Source organism: Streptomyces chumphonensis (genome assembly GCF_014779715.1).
Classification (GTDB): domain Bacteria; phylum Actinomycetota; class Actinomycetes; order Streptomycetales; family Streptomycetaceae; genus Streptomyces; species Streptomyces chumphonensis.
This window is the reverse complement of the sequence record NZ_JACXYU010000003.1, coordinates 23432-39058: the sequence shown is the minus strand read 5'-3', so window position 1 is coordinate 39058 and position 15627 is coordinate 23432. Positions and strand designations below refer to the sequence as shown.

16 protein-coding genes are annotated in these 15627 nt (G+C 74.5%); 3 read left to right on the top strand and 13 right to left on the bottom strand.

What is annotated here, in order from left to right; genetic code table 11:
* The first annotated feature begins 446 nt into the window (after positions 1-446).
* Complete coding sequence (locus tag IF129_RS07870) at positions 447-1460, top strand: phosphatase PAP2 family protein (protein WP_318153623.1); 1014 nt, start codon at positions 447-449, stop codon at positions 1458-1460.
* Positions 1461-1533: 73 nt separating this feature from the next.
* Here IF129_RS07870 and IF129_RS07865 read toward each other — a convergent pair whose 3' ends face one another.
* The 4 genes from IF129_RS07865 to IF129_RS07850 all read right to left on the bottom strand — a co-directional run bounded on the left by IF129_RS07865 (position 1534) and on the right by IF129_RS07850 (position 4826).
* On the bottom strand, positions 1534-1749 hold the full coding sequence (locus tag IF129_RS07865) for an I78 family peptidase inhibitor (protein WP_191208794.1): 216 nt from the start codon (positions 1747-1749) through the stop codon (positions 1534-1536).
* Between the two features lie 210 nt (positions 1750-1959).
* Positions 1960-2952: a helix-turn-helix transcriptional regulator gene (locus tag IF129_RS07860; protein WP_191208793.1), complete on the bottom strand. Its 993-nt coding sequence runs from the start codon at positions 2950-2952 to the stop codon at positions 1960-1962.
* A gap of 55 nt (positions 2953-3007) precedes the next feature.
* Complete coding sequence (locus IF129_RS07855; protein WP_191208792.1) at positions 3008-3850, bottom strand: hypothetical protein; 843 nt, start codon at positions 3848-3850, stop codon at positions 3008-3010.
* Between the two features lie 313 nt (positions 3851-4163).
* Positions 4164-4826: a transglycosylase family protein gene (locus tag IF129_RS07850; protein ID WP_191208791.1), complete on the bottom strand. Its 663-nt coding sequence runs from the start codon at positions 4824-4826 to the stop codon at positions 4164-4166.
* A 516-nt stretch (positions 4827-5342) separates the two neighbouring features.
* Between IF129_RS07850 and IF129_RS07845 the strand changes: the two genes are divergently transcribed.
* Together IF129_RS07845 and IF129_RS07840 are read left to right on the top strand one after the other, a co-directional pair.
* Entirely contained in the window at positions 5343-6149 is an 807-nt protein-coding gene (locus tag IF129_RS07845; RefSeq protein ID WP_191208790.1) for a hypothetical protein, read from the top strand.
* Positions 6150-6205: 56 nt separating this feature from the next.
* A complete protein-coding gene (locus IF129_RS07840) occupies positions 6206-6532 on the top strand; it encodes a hypothetical protein (RefSeq protein WP_318153622.1) in 327 nt (108 codons plus the stop codon).
* A 72-nt stretch (positions 6533-6604) separates the two neighbouring features.
* On the opposite strand, the gene der is transcribed toward IF129_RS07840, so the two are convergent.
* From der to IF129_RS07795, 9 genes are all read right to left on the bottom strand, one after another.
* Positions 6605-8071, bottom strand: a complete 1467-nt coding sequence (gene der / locus IF129_RS07835) for a ribosome biogenesis GTPase Der (protein WP_191208789.1) — start codon at positions 8069-8071, stop codon at positions 6605-6607.
* Between the two features lie 65 nt (positions 8072-8136).
* Positions 8137-8832, bottom strand: a complete 696-nt coding sequence (locus IF129_RS07830; RefSeq protein WP_191208788.1) for a lysophospholipid acyltransferase family protein — start codon at positions 8830-8832, stop codon at positions 8137-8139.
* Positions 8790-9533, bottom strand: a complete 744-nt coding sequence (gene cmk / locus IF129_RS07825; RefSeq protein WP_191208787.1) for a (d)CMP kinase — start codon at positions 9531-9533, stop codon at positions 8790-8792. The genes IF129_RS07830 and cmk overlap by 43 nt, the downstream gene beginning before the upstream one ends.
* Before the next feature lie 149 nt (positions 9534-9682).
* On the bottom strand, positions 9683-10768 hold the full coding sequence (locus IF129_RS07820) for a prephenate dehydrogenase (RefSeq protein ID WP_191208786.1): 1086 nt from the start codon (positions 10766-10768) through the stop codon (positions 9683-9685).
* Positions 10769-10770: 2 nt separating this feature from the next.
* Complete coding sequence (locus IF129_RS07815) at positions 10771-11859, bottom strand: pseudouridine synthase (RefSeq protein ID WP_191208785.1); 1089 nt, start codon at positions 11857-11859, stop codon at positions 10771-10773.
* A gap of 13 nt (positions 11860-11872) precedes the next feature.
* Entirely contained in the window at positions 11873-12544 is a 672-nt protein-coding gene (gene scpB, locus IF129_RS07810; RefSeq protein WP_191208784.1) for an SMC-Scp complex subunit ScpB, read from the bottom strand.
* On the bottom strand, positions 12541-13596 hold the full coding sequence (locus IF129_RS07805) for a segregation and condensation protein A (RefSeq protein ID WP_191208783.1): 1056 nt from the start codon (positions 13594-13596) through the stop codon (positions 12541-12543). Before IF129_RS07805 ends, scpB begins: the two co-directional genes overlap by 4 nt.
* Positions 13597-13697: 101 nt before the next feature.
* Positions 13698-14270, bottom strand: a complete 573-nt coding sequence (locus tag IF129_RS07800) for a hypothetical protein (RefSeq protein ID WP_191208782.1) — start codon at positions 14268-14270, stop codon at positions 13698-13700.
* Positions 14255-15421, bottom strand: a complete 1167-nt coding sequence (locus tag IF129_RS07795; protein ID WP_191208781.1) for a ParA family protein — start codon at positions 15419-15421, stop codon at positions 14255-14257. The genes IF129_RS07800 and IF129_RS07795 overlap by 16 nt, the downstream gene beginning before the upstream one ends.
* Between the last annotated feature and the right edge of the window lie 206 nt (positions 15422-15627).

Below are 15627 nucleotides of genomic sequence, written 5' to 3'. Positions count from 1 at the left end.
CCACCTCCTCGTGCTCCCCGCCGTGCGCGTCCCGGCGCCGGTGGGACCACGGCGGGTCCGCCGGCGCGGGACGGTGCCCGGACCGGACGGCGCGGGAGCGGTGACCGTAGCGTACGCGAGTCCGCCGATCGCTCATGTGTCGCGGTTCACGCCCGCCGCCGGTCGCCTCCCGACGGCCGCCCGGACCCGCCCCCGCCCGCACGGGCCCGGAGGCGGGCGGCCGGGCGCGGGGCCCGCTCGGGTGCCGGGACGGTGGCGCAGCGGGGAAGTCCGGCGCATTCCGCACGTCACTCGACGGGAATTCACCGGAGCGGAAAAGCCGGTCGCGGAATCTCCACAGAATCCGCCGAGGCCCGCCCCTACGGAGACGGAATCCACATCACATCGGCATTACGAACCCCGGTACCGTGACGTGCCCGCAGGTCACCCGCTGTAATGTCGACCGAGTGCGTACCGACCGAATCTTCGCCCGCCTGGAACAGGAGCCCACGCGGCCGCCCGACCCGGCCCCGGGGATGAGCGTCACCCGCAAGTCGCTCTTCGCCGTGACGCTGGCGTTCTACGCGGCCGTCGTGGCGGCCGTCGTCCAGACGACCTACCTGGTGCGGCTGGACTGGCAGCTGATGCTGTTCCGGCCGTACAAGCAGTGGCCGGAGCTGCACCCCTTCCTGGACTACTTCGTCGTGCTGGGGCAGCGCGGGCCCACCGCGGTGCTCGTGGCCGCGTGGCTCGGCTGGCGTTCGTGGCGGCAGCGCACCCTGCGCCCCCTGCTCATGCTGGGGGCCGCGCTGCTGCTGCTGAACGTCACCGTGGGGGCGGCGAAGCTCGGCATGGCCCGGGAGGGCCCGCACTACGCGACGTCGATCGGCTCCAACGAGATGTGGCTGACCGGCGATATATTTCCCTCCGGCCACACCGCCAACGCCGTCGTGACCTGGGGAATCCTCGCCTACCTGGCCAGCACCGAGGTCGCCAGGCGGCGGTTGTCCGTCGTCGCCGCCGTCTTCGCGCTCGGCGTCGGCGCCACGACCGTCTACCTCGGTACGCACTGGGTCAGCGACGTCCTGCTCGGCTGGGCGGCGGGGCTGCTGATCCTGCTGGCCCTGCCGTGGTGCGAGCCGCTGGCGGCCCGCGTCGAGGAGCATGCGCTGGCCTACTGGAGACGGCTGCGGGCGGCCGGGCGGCTGGTCGTCGCGGGGGTGGTGCCCGCGGCCGGAACGGCGTTCCCCTCGGCCGCCGCCGGGCGGCGCGCGGCGAGCGCGGCGAGTCGTCGGAGCGCCGGGACGTCGCAGGGACCGCCGGCCCGACACGTGCGCACCGCGTACGCCGCGCACGGCGGCCCGCCGGGCCGTCCGCACGCGGTACGGCCTGAGCGGGCCCCCGTGGCCCCCGTCGGGGGACGCAGGCCGACCGCTGAACGGCCCGCGAACCGCGCGGCACCGCTCGGGCCTCGCGGCTGACGGCGGGTCGCCGGAGGCCGAGGGACCGGGAGCGGCCGGCGTCCGGCGGGCCCGGGACGCCCGCGCGGCCCCCTCAGCCCTTCCAGCTCCGCAGGACCGTGTCGTCCTCGGCTGCGAAGTTCAGCCGCCCGGCCAGGTACTCCATGGTGATCACGGCGTCGGGGGGCAGCACGCGCACCGTGCTCCAGCCACGGGACCGGGCCAGCTCCTCGGCCGCCCGGACCGGCATCCCGGCGTAGCTCTCCGGGTCGTCGTCCGGCTCTGCGCTGTCGATCGGTATCTCAGCCATGCCGGCCACCGTACGCCGCAGGACCTCCGAGGGGCACCCGGACGTCGCGGCCGCGTCCGGGTGGTGTCACGCTCCGGTCACAGTCGTTCCCCCGTTCGGCGGCGGAGCGTCCACCCGCTTCCGCGGAAATTCCGGCCGTTCGAATTTCTCGCGGCCGCGCCACGCTATTCGTGTGCGAATCGCGCGACAAGCGTCACCACCGGTCTTCTCCTACGAGGAATTCCCGTCAGCTTCGGACTCTTTCACCGCACGCTGCAACCGGTCCCGAAGGGCGATGATGTGACCGGTCAGCTCCGCCGGTTCCCGCACCTCGAAGTCGACGCCCAGCATGAGCAGGTGCACCGCCAGAACGTCCGGGGAGGGCGCCCCGGCGCGCAGCAGGCAGCGGTCGCCGTCCACCGCCTCCAACGTGCCGGAGGCCTGGGTGATCCGCTGCGCGGCCTGCTCGACGGGCAGGTGGAGGAGCACGGTGGCCTGCGCGGGGTAGGCACGGGTGGAGAGCCCCTCCGCGACGTAGGCCGCCAGGTTCTCGGCGGGGGGCGTGCGCGGCGCGCAACGCGGCCCGTGCGGTGGCGTGAGCCGCATCCGGTCGACGCGGAACGTCCGCCAGTCCTCCCGGTCGACGTCCCACGCCACCAGGTACCAGCGCCGGAAGCTGCTCACCAGCCGGAGCGGTTCGACGACGCGGCGCGTGCGGGTGCCGTCGTGGCCGCGGTAGTCGAACCGGGTGCGCAGCAGGTCGCGGCAGGCCTGGGCCAGTTCGCTCAGCGTCTCGCCGTCCACGTTCTCCGCCCCCGACCGCCCACCGTGGTGCAGGGGCACGGTGTAGGCCGTCAGGGCCCCGACCCGGCGGCGCAGCCGGTGCGGCAGGACCTGCTCCAGCTTGGCCAGGGCACGGGCGGAGGACTCCTCGATGCCCTGGACCCCGGCCCCCACGGCGTTCCGCAGGCCGACGGCCACGGCCACGGCCTCCTCGTCGTCCAGCAGCAGCGGGGGCAGCCGGGCCCCCGCCCCGAGGCGGTAGCCCCCGGCGGTCCCGGTCGTGGAGTGCACGGGGTAGTCCAGGCCGCGCAGCCGGTCCACGTCGCGCCGCACCGTCCGCGCGCTGACGCCCAACCGCTCGGCGAGATCCGTGCCCGACCACTCCCGCTGGGCCTGGAGCAGCGAGAGCAGACGCAGCAGACGTGCCGAGGTCTCGATCATGGACGGCAGTCTGCCACCGCTCGCGGACGGCTTCCGTCCTCGAGCGGCGGGCCACTCAGCGGGCGGGCCGCTCCTCCTCGACGCGCAGCAGCAGGTCGTTCGCGCCCGTGTAGCCGAGGCGCGCCCGGTGCCGCCCGTCGGCCAGGGAGACGGCAGGATGACGCATCCGGTGCTGCTTGTCGGCGACGTCGTCCAGGATGCGGGCGACACGGATCCGCAGGGCGTCGGGCGCGGGGCGCAGCCACAGCTCGTACCCGTCCCCCGGTGGCGGACGCAGCCCGGCGAGCGGCAGCACGGCGAGGAAGCCGACCCCGTCGGCCCGTGCCCCGGCGGTGGCCAGGGCGCGGCGGCGCCCCCGGGGCACGACCTCCAGGCGGGCCCGCTCGCCCAGCTCCGCGCCGTAGAGGCGTCCGCGCAGGGCCAGGGCGCCGTCCGCGACGAGCGGGTCGGCCACCTCGACGTGCGGCCAGCGCTGCCAGGCGCGGAGCGCGAGGTTGCCCCGCTGCGTGGTGTAGGGGATGCGCACGCCCAGCCAGGTCCGCCCGGACCGGGGCACCCGGTCCACCAGGGAGCGCAGGTCGTGGGTGCCCGGGAGGAGGCGGACGCGCCCGCCGTCGCCGGCGGTGAAGTAGGCGTTCCACACGCCCTCGGTCAGGGTCATGGTGCTCGGCAGTGCCGCCCGCAGCACGCCGGCGGCGGTGGGGACGAGCGGCAGGCGGACCTCCTCGGCCGCGCCCCCGAAGCCGGGCGTGCGTCGGCACAGCAGCAGCCCGGCGCCCCAGCGCTCCTCGTCGCGGCCGGGCCGGACCACGTCGAACGTCAGCCCCCCGGCCGCGTCGGCCGTGCAGTGGGCCCGGGCCCGGACCTGCTCGGGCGAGAACTCCGCCGCCGTCATCATGTGCTGCGCTCTCCCGTCGGCCAGACGCCGTCGGCGCCGTGCCCGCCCGGCGGGAGGGTGGTTCGGTGCATGGGTCCCCGGGTTCGGTGCGTGGGCGCGGGGGGCCACCGCCGGCTGGCGGCCCCCCGCCTTACGTCCTGTAAGACCGGGATGCGGCCCGCCAGGTTGGTTCCGTGACGTGATTTCTTGGCCGCGCCCCCGGCGTCCGGCGCTCCGGAGCGTGCCGACTGCCCGCGTGGGGCGGGTGAAAGGCGCGCGTGCGCCCGCCCCGCGCCGGGGGTGCCGGGCGGGGCGGGCGGCGGGGCCTGCGGCGTCAGACCTTCAGCCGCTGTCCCGGAAGGATCAGGTCCGGGTCGTCGCCGATGACGTCGGCGTTGGTCTCGTGGATCTCGCGCCAGTCCACGCCGTGCGCGTCGGCGATCCGGCTGAGCGTGTCGCCGGACTTCACCGTGTAGTTGGCCCGCGGGTGACCGCGGTCCGCGCGCTGCGGGTCCTGACGCTCCTGGGCGGGCGCGTCGTCGGCCGACGGCGCGGCGGGCCGCTGCGGAGCCGGCTCCTGCGCCGACTCCGGCCCGGGGGCCGACGGGGCCGGCCGCGTGGCGGGTTCCGACTGCTGCGGGCTGCCGTGGAGGCCGAGCTTCGCGGAGCAGGCGGGCCACGCCCCCCAGCCCTGTGCGGCCTGGACCTTCTCGGCGATCTCGATCTGCTGGGCGCGGCCGGCCCGGTCGGCGGTGGCCGCGTAGGCCGTGCCACCGTAGGCGGCCCAGGTGGAGGCGGAGAACTGCAGTCCGCCGTAGTACCCGTTGCCCGTGTTGATCTGCCAGTCACCACCGCTTTCACACTGCGCGAGGCGGTCCCAGGTGCCACCGTCCGCCGCCGTGGCGGGGCCGGCCGTCAAGGTGAGCAGCGCCAGGGGGGCCAGGACGGTCAGCGAGACCGCGCCCGCACGTGCTGCCTTACCGCGACGAATGGACAAATCTCATCCCTCTCGAACGCCCCGGGGCCCCCGTGCCGGACCGGCCCCGGGGCGCCTGGTGCGCCTTCGGGCCGGACGGCCGTCCGCCGGTGGTGCTGCGTCGTGCGTGCGCGTCCGTCCGGCACGGATGGTGCCGGGGTGGACGCGGGGCGGCGGACTGCCCCGGGGGGTGCTCTCTGCACCGGGCGCCGAATCTAGGGACCGGCGGCGTCCGGACACAAACAACGAGCGCTTTACGCAGGTCAGTTGGCGGATACCACGGGTAACGCAAGAGCTTCGGGGTGAGTTCTTGTCATGATTCGCCCCTTTATGAGCGATTCGCGGACTACCGCCCGGTGACGCACCTCACCGGCACAACTTCCGGGATCTGTGCGTTCTTTGACTTTCCGTGACCGATTTCGGCGTTCTGTTCACCAACCGCATCCGCACGGGGGACACACCACCGCCAGTTGCGTGACTGTGACCACAGATCGTGCGTTGTCCAGGCGAACCAGTACCGAACGCCAGGAGCCTCCCGTGTCCCCCATGCTCGATGTCAGTGACGAGGTCCGTGCCGAGATCGGCGACGCCGAAGCCGCCAAGCTGCTCGCCGGCGAGACCGTGCCCGACCGCTTCGACTGCACCTCCTGCCGCACGCCCGGAAGCACCGAGGACCGCACCAGCACCGTGCTGTTCGTCGGCAGCGAGACGGCCGTGCTGGCCTTCGCGCACGCCGGCTGCGTCCCGTCGCAGATCGTGAAGGTCTCCGAGGAGCAGATCCAGAGCGCCGTGCGCACCATCTCCGGCGAGGCCGCCGGGGCCGCACCGGCGGAGGCCGGCGCCGCCACCGGTGCGGCCCCCGCCGACGACCGGCAGGCCGTCCTCGGAGTGACCTGCGGCCAGGTCCTCATCGGGGACCAGCTGCACCCGGCGATCGTCGTGGAACCCACCGGGCCCATCGCCCGGCCCGGGACGACGGGCGGGGGGGACGAGTTCCTGCCCCTGCTCATCGAGGCCGGGTTCATGCCGGTCACCGACATGGGCAAGAAGCCGGCCCAACTGCCCGGTTGGTCGGTGCTGATGGCCATGGGCAAGCTGCACGCGGTCCTGCAGCCCGCCGAGGAGGGCCAGCAGCCCACCTCGTGGTGGCAGGCGCACCAGCCGCTGCCGGTCACCGACGAGTGGCGCAGCACGGCGAACAAGTCCAACTCGGTCGTCGTGTACGCCGCTCCGGCCGGCTCCATCGGTCAGCAGCCGCGCGAGGACCTGATGCGCGACGCGCTGGACCAGGCCGCGGGCCGGGGCGTCCTGGTCGCCGCCACCATGCCGCTCGCGGGCACCTGATCCGATTCCCCCGCCCGGCCCCGCATCCAGCGGGGCCGCGCCGTCGTTGGGAGGGCGTGCACTCCTACGATCCTCACCGCGCCCGCCACCCGCATGCCGACCACGGCTCGATCCCCGCCATGCGGCCGCCGCACGAACCGGCGGCCGAGCGGTCCACCCGGTCCGCCACGCCGATCTTCGACGCGCTCTACGCGGAGTACCGCCGGCTCTTCCGGGCCCTGCCCGGGGACCGCTCGGGCGAGGACGACCTGGCGTTCGGCGGGTTCGCCTCCGGGTACGGCACCGGGTTCGCCCCGGTGTCCCGCGGCCGGCGGCACGGGGCGCACCGGGCCACCGTCCCGGCCGCCCTGCCGCCCGGCACCGGAAGCCCGGTCGGCCGGTGACGAAGGCGGCGGGCCCGCACCGGGGTCACGGTGCGGGCCCGCCGCCTTCGTCACGCCGGTGCGGGGAGGGGCTCACTTGCGCTTCTTGCGCTTCTCCCGCACCCGCACCGAGAGGTGCAGCGGCGTCCCCGTGAAGCCGAACTCCTCCCGCAGGCGTCGTTCGATGAAGCGCCGGTACCCCGCCTCCAGGAAGCCCGAGGCGAAGAGCACGAAGCGCGGCGGGCGGGTGCCCGCCTGCGTGCCGAAGAGGATGCGCGGCTGCTTGCCGCCGCGCACCGGGTGCGGGTGCGCGGCCACGATCTCCCCGAGGAAGGCGTTCAGCCGGCCGGTGGGGACGCGCGTCTCCCAGCCCTCCAGCGCCGTCTCGACGGCGGGCACCAGCTTCTCCACGTGACGCCCGGTGCGGGCCGAGATGTTGACGCGCGGGGCCCACTGGACCTGCACGAGGTCGCGCTCGATCTCCCGCTCCAGGTAGAAGCGGCGTTCGTCGTCGAGCGTGTCCCACTTGTTGTAGGCCAGCACCAGCGCCCGGCCGGCCTCCACCGCCATCGTGATGATGCGCAGGTCCTGGACGCTGATGGACTCGCTGACGTCGATCAGGACGACGGCGACCTCCGCCTTCTCCAGTGCGGCGGCCGTCCGCAGTGAGGCGTAGTAGTCGGCGCCCTCGGTGAGGTGGACCCGGCGGCGGATCCCGGCGGTGTCGACGAACTTCCAGGTCTTGCCGCCGAGTTCGATCAGCTCGTCGACCGGGTCGCGGGTGGTGCCGGCCACCTCGTTGACGACGACGCGCTCCTCCCCCGCCGTCTTGTTCAGCAGCGAGGACTTGCCGACGTTGGGCCGCCCGATGAGGGCGACGCGGCGGGGCCCGCCGAGCGCCGTGCCGAACGTCTGGGCCGGTGCCTCGGGCAGGACCTTCAGCACCTCGTCGAGCATGTCGCCGGTGCCCCGGCCGTGCAGCGCGGAGACCGGGTGCGGCTCGCCGAGCCCGAGCGACCACAGCATGGCCGCGTCCGCCTCCCCGGAGGGGCCGTCGACCTTGTTGGCGCACAGCACCACGGGCTTGCCCGCACGGCGCAGGAGCTTCACGACGGCCTCGTCGGTGTCGGTGGCCCCCACGGCGGCGTCGACGACGAACACGACGGCGTCCGCGGCCTCGATGGCGAACTCGGCCTGGGCGGCGACGGACGCGTCGATGCCCAGCACGTCCTGCTCCCAGCCGCCGGTGTCCACCACCTTGAAGCGGCGTCCGGCCCACTCGGCCTCGTAGGTCACGCGGTCCCGGGTGACGCCGGGACGGTCCTCGACGACGGCCTCGCGGCGGCCGAGGATGCGGTTCACCAGCGTCGACTTGCCGACGTTGGGGCGGCCGACGACGGCGAGCACCGGCAGGGGGCCGTGACCGGCCTCCTCCAGGGCGCCCTCGACGTCCTCGGCGTCGAAGCCCTCCTGCGTGGCAAGCTGCATGAACTCCGCGTACTCGGCGTCGCCGAGCTCACCGTGCCCGTGCTCGTCGCCGGAGTTGATCTGGTCGTTCATCGGTCCTGTCCTTGCTTCGCTGAAGGGGCTTGCGGGGCCGGGCGCGCGGCCCGGCCGGGGTGGGCTCAGCGGCCGGTGAGCCGCCGTGCCGCGGCGAGGTGGTCGGTCAGCCGCTCCTGGAGCTGCCGGGTGGCCTCGTCCATCACCGAGCGGGTGCGGCGTCCGCCGCCGCCCACGGTGCAGGGGTCGCCGAAGACGACGTCCACGCGCGTGCGCAGCGGCGGCAGCGCCGGTATCACGCGGCTGCGGGGGCCGGAGCTGCCGAGCACGGCGACGGGGACCACAGGAGCGCCCGACCGCACCGCGAAGTAGGCCAGGCCCGCCCGGAGCGCGGCGAAGTCACCGGCCCCCCGGCTGCCCTCGGGGAAGATGCCCAGCACGCCGCCGCGCTCCAGCACGCCGAGCGCCGCCGTGACGGCCGCCCGGTCGGCGGTGGAACGGTCGATCGGCACCTGGCCGATGGCGTTCAGGAACCGGCCCAGCGGACCGACGTACGCCTCCTGCTTGATCAGGAAGTGCACCGGCCGGGGGCAGGTGCCCATCAGCATCGGCCCGTCGATGTTGTGCGCGTGGTTGACGGCCAGGATGACCGGGCCGCTCGCGGGTATCCGCCACCCACCGAGCACCCGCGGGTGCCACAGGCCGTTCATCAGGCCGATGCCGATGCGGCGGCCGGCCGCCGCGCCCCGGGCGCTCGGCAGCCGTGTGGTCCTCGCGCTCACGCCGTGCGCCGCTTGTCCTCGATGAGGGTCACCACGCATTCGATGACCTGCTCCAGGGTCAGGTCGGTGGTGTCCACCTCGACGGCGTCCCCCGCCTTCGCCAGCGGCGAGGTCTTGCGGCTGGAGTCGGCGGCGTCCCGGCGCAGCAGCGCCTCGCGCGTCGCCTCCAGGTCCACCCCCGCGTCGCCGGGCCGGGCCTTCAGCTCGCCACCGCGCCGGGCGGCACGGGCCTCGGGCGAGGCGGTGAGGAAGATCTTCAGGTCCGCGTCGGGGAGGACGGTGGTGCCGATGTCCCGGCCCTCCACGACGATCCCGGCCGTCGTGCGGGCCGCCTCGGCGGCGATGTCACGCTGCAGCGCGGTGATCGCCGCCCGGACCTCCGGGACGGCGCTGACCGCGCTGACGGCGGCCGTCACCTCGGGGGTGCGGATGGGTCCGGAGGCGTCGGCGCCGTCGGCGGTGATGGTGGGGGCGGACGGGTCGGTGCCCGAGACGATCACGGGCTTGCCCGAGGCCGCGGCCACCGCGCCGGCGTCGTCGACGTCGACTCCGTTGGTCAGCATCCACCAGGTGATGGCCCGGTACTGCGCACCGGTGTCCAGGTAGCTGAGCCCCAGCTTCGCGGCGACCGCCTTGGAGGTGCTGGACTTGCCCGTACCGGAGGGGCCGTCGATCGCGACGACGACGGACGCCGGGGCGTCCGGGGGGACGGGGGTCGCGCCCTGAAGGGTTGCAGCCACGGTCGAGAGGGCCTTTCTGCGCAGGGGTGCGGGGCGGGACCTGCCCCGCACCCAGGCTACCGGTAAGCGGGCGGCGCCCTCATCCGCCTTCCGGCACCGCGACGCGAGGTGCGGGTGGTCGGGGCCGTCGGGAGAGCGGGCGCCGGGCTTCAGGCCCGGATCGCCCAGCCCCGGCCGCGCAGCACCTCCGTGAGGCGGTCCGCCGCCTGCGGTTCCACCATGAGCTGCACGTGACCCGCCTGCTGGCCGGTGGCGTGCTCGATGCGGACGTCCTCGATGTTGACGCCCGCCTGCCCGGCGTCGGCGAAGATGCGGGCCAGCTCGCCGGGCCGGTCGCTGATCAGCACCGCGACGGTCGCGTACGCCGTCGGCGTCTGGCCGTGCTTGCCGGGGATGCGGGCCCGGCCGGAGTTGCCGCGGCGCAGGACGTCCTCGATGCCGCCGGCGCCCTCGCCACGCTTGGCGTCGTCCGCCGAGGCCAGGGAGCGCAGCGCGCGCACCGTCTCCTCCAGGTCCCCGGCGACGGCGGTCAGCACGTCGGCGACCGGGCCGGGGTTGGCGGAGAGGATGTCGATCCACATCCGCGGTTCGGACGCGGCGATGCGCGTGACGTCCCGGATGCCCTGCCCGCACAGCCGCACCGCCGTGTCGTCCGCGTCCGCCAGCCGGGCCGCGACCAGGCTGGAGAGCAGCTGCGGCGTGTGCGAGACGAGGGCGACGGCGCGGTCGTGGGCGTCGGCCTCCATGACCACCGGCACCGCCCGGCACAGCGCGATCAGCTCCAGCGCCAGGTTGAGCACTTCCGTGTCGGTGTCGGGTGTGGGGGTGAGCACCCACGGGCGGCCCTCGAAGAGGTCGGCGGTGGCCGCCGTCGGGCCGGACCGCTCGCGTCCGGCCATGGGGTGCGTGCCCAGGTACGTCCGCAGGTCGCAGCCCCGGTCCGCCAGCTCCCGGCGCGGCCCGCCCTTGACGCTGGCGACGTCCAGGTAGCCCCGGGCGAGGCCGCGCCGCTGCGCGTCCCCGAGCACCTCGGCGATCCGGGCGGGCGGGACGGCGACGACGGCGAGGTCCACCGCCCCGGGCGCGGGCCCGACCGTGCCGGCCCCGAGCGAGGCGGCGGTCCTGGCCTGGTCGTGGTCCCGGTCCTGGAGGTGGACGGTGACGCCGCGGGCGGTGAGGGCGAGGGCGATCGACGTGCCGATCAGCCCGGTCCCGATGACGAGCGCGGTCCGCATGGTCAGAGACCGACCTCGTTCATCAGCATGCCGACCTCGGTGTTGGTCATGCGGCGCAGCCAGCCCGACTTCTGGTCGCCGAGGGCGATCGGACCGAACTTGGTGCGGACCAGCTTGTCCACCGGGAAACCCGCCTCGGCCAGCATGCGGCGCACGATGTGCTTGCGCCCCTCGTGCAGGGCCACCTCGACGAGGTAGTTCTTCCCGGTGTTCTCCACGACCCGGAAGTGGTCGGCCCGGGCGTAGCCGTCGTCCAGCTTCACGCCGTCCTTGAGCCGCTTGCCGAGGTCACGGGGGATCGGGCCCTGGATGGCGGCCAGGTACGTCTTGCGGACGCCGTAGCGGGGGTGGGTGAGCCGGTGCGCCAGCTCGCCGTGGTTGGTGAGGAGGATCAGCCCCTCGGTCTCGGTGTCGAGGCGCCCGACGTGGAAGAGCCGCGTCTCGCGGTTCTGCACGTAGTCCCCGAGGCACTGGCGGCCCTCGGGGTCCTCCATCGAGGAGACGACCCCGGCGGGCTTGTTCAGCGCGAAGAACAGGTGCGCCTGGGTGGCCACCGTCAGCCCGTCGACCTTGACCTCGTCCTTCTCCGGATCGACCCGCAGGCCCTGCTCCAGCACGATGCGGCCGTTGACCTCGACGCGGGCCTGGTCGATCAGCTCCTCGCAGGCGCGGCGCGAGCCCATACCGGCGCGGGCCAGCACCTTCTGCAACCGCTCGCCCTCCGGCTCGTCGAACGTCTTCGGAAGCTTGAGCTGCGGCTTGTCGTGGCGGGCGCGGTTGCGCTCCTCGATCTGGGCCTCCAGCTCCCGGGACCGGGAGGGCGCCGTGCGCCGGACGGGCTTCGCACCGGCCCGGCCGCCGCCCTTCGCCCCGGCGGACTTGCCACCGGCGGACTTGCCCGCGCCGGGCCTGCCGCCGGTGGGCTTCCCACCGGCGGACCTGCCGGGTTTGCCACCGGCGGGCTGGTCTCCGGTGGCCGGGTAACGGCGCTCCTCCGGACGGGGGCGCCCGGAGGAGCGCCGCTGCCCGCCGTCCCGGCCGTCGCCCGCGCCCCGGGGGTTGCGGTTGCTGTTCCTGCCACTGCTTCGCATTGAAGATTCCGTCTTACGTCCGAGCGTCGCCGCTGTCGTCTGCATCCACTGCATCTGCCTCGAACGACGGCACGCCCTCCTGGCTCTCGCCCTCCACCGCGTCCGCCTCCGGGAGGAAGGGCGCGAGCTCCGGCAGTTCGTCCAGGCCGCGCAGGCCCATCCGCTCCAGGAAGTAGTGCGTCGTCACGTACAGGATCGCACCTGTTTCCGGTTCGGTGCCCGCCTCCTCCAGCAGACCCCGCTGGAGGAGGGTGCGCATCACACCGTCGCAGTTGACGCCGCGCACCGCCGAGACGCGTGAGCGGCTGACGGGCTGCCGGTAGGCGACGACCGCGAGCGTCTCCAGCGCGGCCTGCGTCAGCCGGGCCTGCTGCCCGTCCAGTACGAAACCCTCGACGGCGTCGGCGTAGGCGGCGCGGGTGAAGTAGCGCCAGCCTCCGGCGACGTACCGCAGCTCGAACCCGCGCCCCTCGCGGGTGTAGTCGTCCGCGAGCTCCCGCAGCGCCTCGGCCACCGTGCGCCGGGGTCGCCGCAGTATGCGGGCCAGGTGCTCCTCGGTGGCGGGCTCGTCGACGACCATGAGCACCGCCTCCAGCGCGGGCTTCAGCGGCAACTCGGCCACCCGGCTCGCGCCCGCGGGCGCCTCGGTCCCGGCGGGCGCGGACGCGGCACTCTGCTCGCTCATGGCTGGCTCTCCTCTTCCCCGGCGGACGGCGGCCCGGCCGGCCGGTCGAACTCGTCGGTCACCCGTGGGGCCGTCTGCGCGTCCCCGGTCCAACGGACGGTCAGGGTGCCCAGGGCCTCGTCCTGGTCCAGCGTGACGGCCCGCTCGCGGTAGAGCTCCAGCAGGGCCAGGAACCGGGCGACGACGGTGAGGGTGTCGGCCGCGTCGGCGGTCAGCTCCGCGAAACACGCCGTACCGGTGGCCCGGAGCCTGGCCACCACGATGTCCGCCTGCTCCCGCACGCTGACCAGCGGCGCGTGGATGTGGTCGACGTAGACCTGCGGTCGGGGACGCGGCTGCATGGCCTTGACCGCGAGCCGGGCGAACCCCTCGGGGCCGATACGGATCACGACGTCGGGCAGCAGCTCCGCGTGGTGCGGCTCCAGGCCCACCGTCCGGGGACGGCGCAGCGCCTCCTCGGCCAGCCGGTCGGCGAAGATGTCGGCGACCCGCTTGTACGCGCGGTACTGGAGCAGCCGGGCGAACAGCAGGTCGCGCGCCTCCAGGAGGGCGAGGTCCGCCTCGTCCTCGACCTCGGCGGAGGGCAGCAGCCGGGCGGCCTTGAGGTCGAGCAGCGTCGCGGCGACGACGAGGAACTCCGTCGTCTGGTCCAGGTCCCAGTCCGGTCCCATAGCGCGGATGTGGGCCATGAACTCGTCGGTGACGCGGGAGAGCGCCACCTCCGTGACGTCCAGCTTGTGCTTGGCGATGAGCTGGAGGAGCAGGTCGAAGGGCCCCTCGAAGTTGTCCAGGACGACCGTGAAGCGGCCGTCGTCCGCCGACTCGGCGGGCTGCGCGTCGGCCCGCACGGCGCCGGGCACCGGGGCGGGGGGCTCCGGGCCGTCCCGGTCGGGCCCGTACGTCTCCGGCGCGGCGGGCGGGCGGGGGTCGGGCAGCGGGGCCGACGGGGGCGCGGCGGGATCCCCCGGTGCCGCCCCGACGCCCCGGCCGAGGGCGCGGCGCCGGGGTCGCGCCCCCGGCCGGGGCGTCGCGGACGGATCGGACGTGCTCATCGCGACGGCACCCTACCGCCCCGCACCGGGCCGGGCCGGCCGCACGCGCCCGCGCGCGGCGGCCGAGGGGTTCCGCCGCTCCGTCTCCCCCGCGCGGGCGCTCAGCTGCCGCGCAGGCGGCGGACGAGGATGCTGGCGTCCCCCCGGGACTCCAGGTCCGCGAGGACGACCGCGACCGCCTCGCGCACGATCCGGCCCCGGTCGACGGCCAGCCCGTGTTCACCGCGCAGCACCAGGCGCGCGTGTTCGAGGTCCATCAGCTCCTCGGCGGAGACGTAGACCGTGATCTTCTCGTCGTGCCGCTCCCGCCCGCTGGGGCGGCGCGGGGCGCTGCGCCGCCGCGGCGCCCCGCCCGGAGCCTGCCGGCCGCGCGGCTGGGGGGCCCGCCCGGCGGCGGCCTGCGGGGCCGCCTGCGGGACGGGCGGGCGGCTCTGCCCACGCTGCTCGGGGGCGGGGGCGGGCCGGGTGGCGTCACGGCCGCTGTGCTCCTCCGTCCCGTCCTCGGGGCGGGGCTCCGCGGCGGGCGCGGGCACCCGGGACGCGGACGGGACGGTGTGCTCACCGCCCGCGTCGGGCGCCTGCTGTGCTTGCTGCGGGGTGGAGGGCTGGACTCCGCCGCCCCCGGTCGTGCGGAAGAGTTCGTCGGCCGCCGGGAGACTCACTCGGCGTGGCACCGGGCGAGCACCTCCCTGGCGAGCTGGCGGTAGGCGGCGGCGCCGACGGAGTTGGAGGCGTAGGTGGTGATGGGTTCACCGGCGACCGTGGTCTCGGGGAAGCGCACGGTGCGTCCGATGACCGTGTGGTAGACGTTGTCGTCGAACGCCTCGACGACGCGGGCCAGTACCTCGCGGCTGTGCACGGTGCGCGAGTCGTACATCGTGGCGAGGATGCCGTCGAGTTCGAGCTGCGAGTTCAGTCGCTCCTGGACCTTCTCGATGGTCTCGGTGAGCAGGGCGACACCGCGCAGCGCGAAGAACTCGCATTCCAGCGGCACGATCACCTTGTGCGCCGCCGTCAGGGCGTTGACGGTGAGCAGGCCGAGCGAGGGCTGGCAGTCGATGACGACGAAGTCGTAGTCGGGCAGCAGCGGTTCGAGGGCCCGCTGGAGCGTGGACTCGCGCGCGACCTCGCTGACGAGCTGCACCTCGGCGGCCGACAGGTCGATGTTGCTCGGGAGCAGGTCCATTCCGGCGACGGCCGTCTTGAGCAGCACCTCGTCGCTGGACATGCCCCGCTCCATGAGCAGGTTGTAGACGGTGAGGTCGAGCTCCATCGGGTTGACGCCGAGACCGACGGACAGCGCGCCCTGCGGGTCGAAGTCGACGAGCAGGACGCGGCGTCCGTACTCGGCCAGCGCGGCGCCGAGGTTGATGGTGGAGGTGGTCTTGCCGACGCCGCCCTTCTGGTTGCACATCGCGATGATCTTCGCCGGGCCGTGCTCGGTGACGGGGCCGGGGATCGGGAAGTACGGGAGCGGGCGGCCGGTGGGGCCGATGCGCTCGCGGCGCTGGCGCGCGGCGTCCGGAGCGAGCGTGGCGGCGTACTCGGGGTCCGGCTCGAACTCCGCGTCCGGGTCGTAGAAGTGACCGTCCGGCATGGGCGCCTCGTGTTCCGGGAGACCGTCCGCGGCGGCGCCGGCTGTGGCGCCCCCGGGGTGCTGGTCCGTGCTCTGGTGGCTCTGATGGGCTGTCATGCGCGTGGAGTCCTGGTGTGCGGTGAAGGTGCGGACGGCGACGGAGCCGACAGCCTGCCGCCCGGCGAGCTCCTGGCCCGGCGCAGGCGTTCCTGGACGGCCACCCCCGGGAGCAAATGTCGACTCATTCACAAGTCGTCTTACCTCCTTGGCGACCAGGGAATTTCTAGACAGGTCAGCGTGGCACCATGCCGACGTTTGGTGACTCTATGGCGAGTCGGCAGTCCGCAGCAACACAATCGGCCGCAGTGGGCGGGATGTGTCGATGAGCGCAGGGCCGATTGTCAAGGGCGTGGGACGTCCGCACCGAAGGACGCCACGGCGCGCGACGGTGGCCG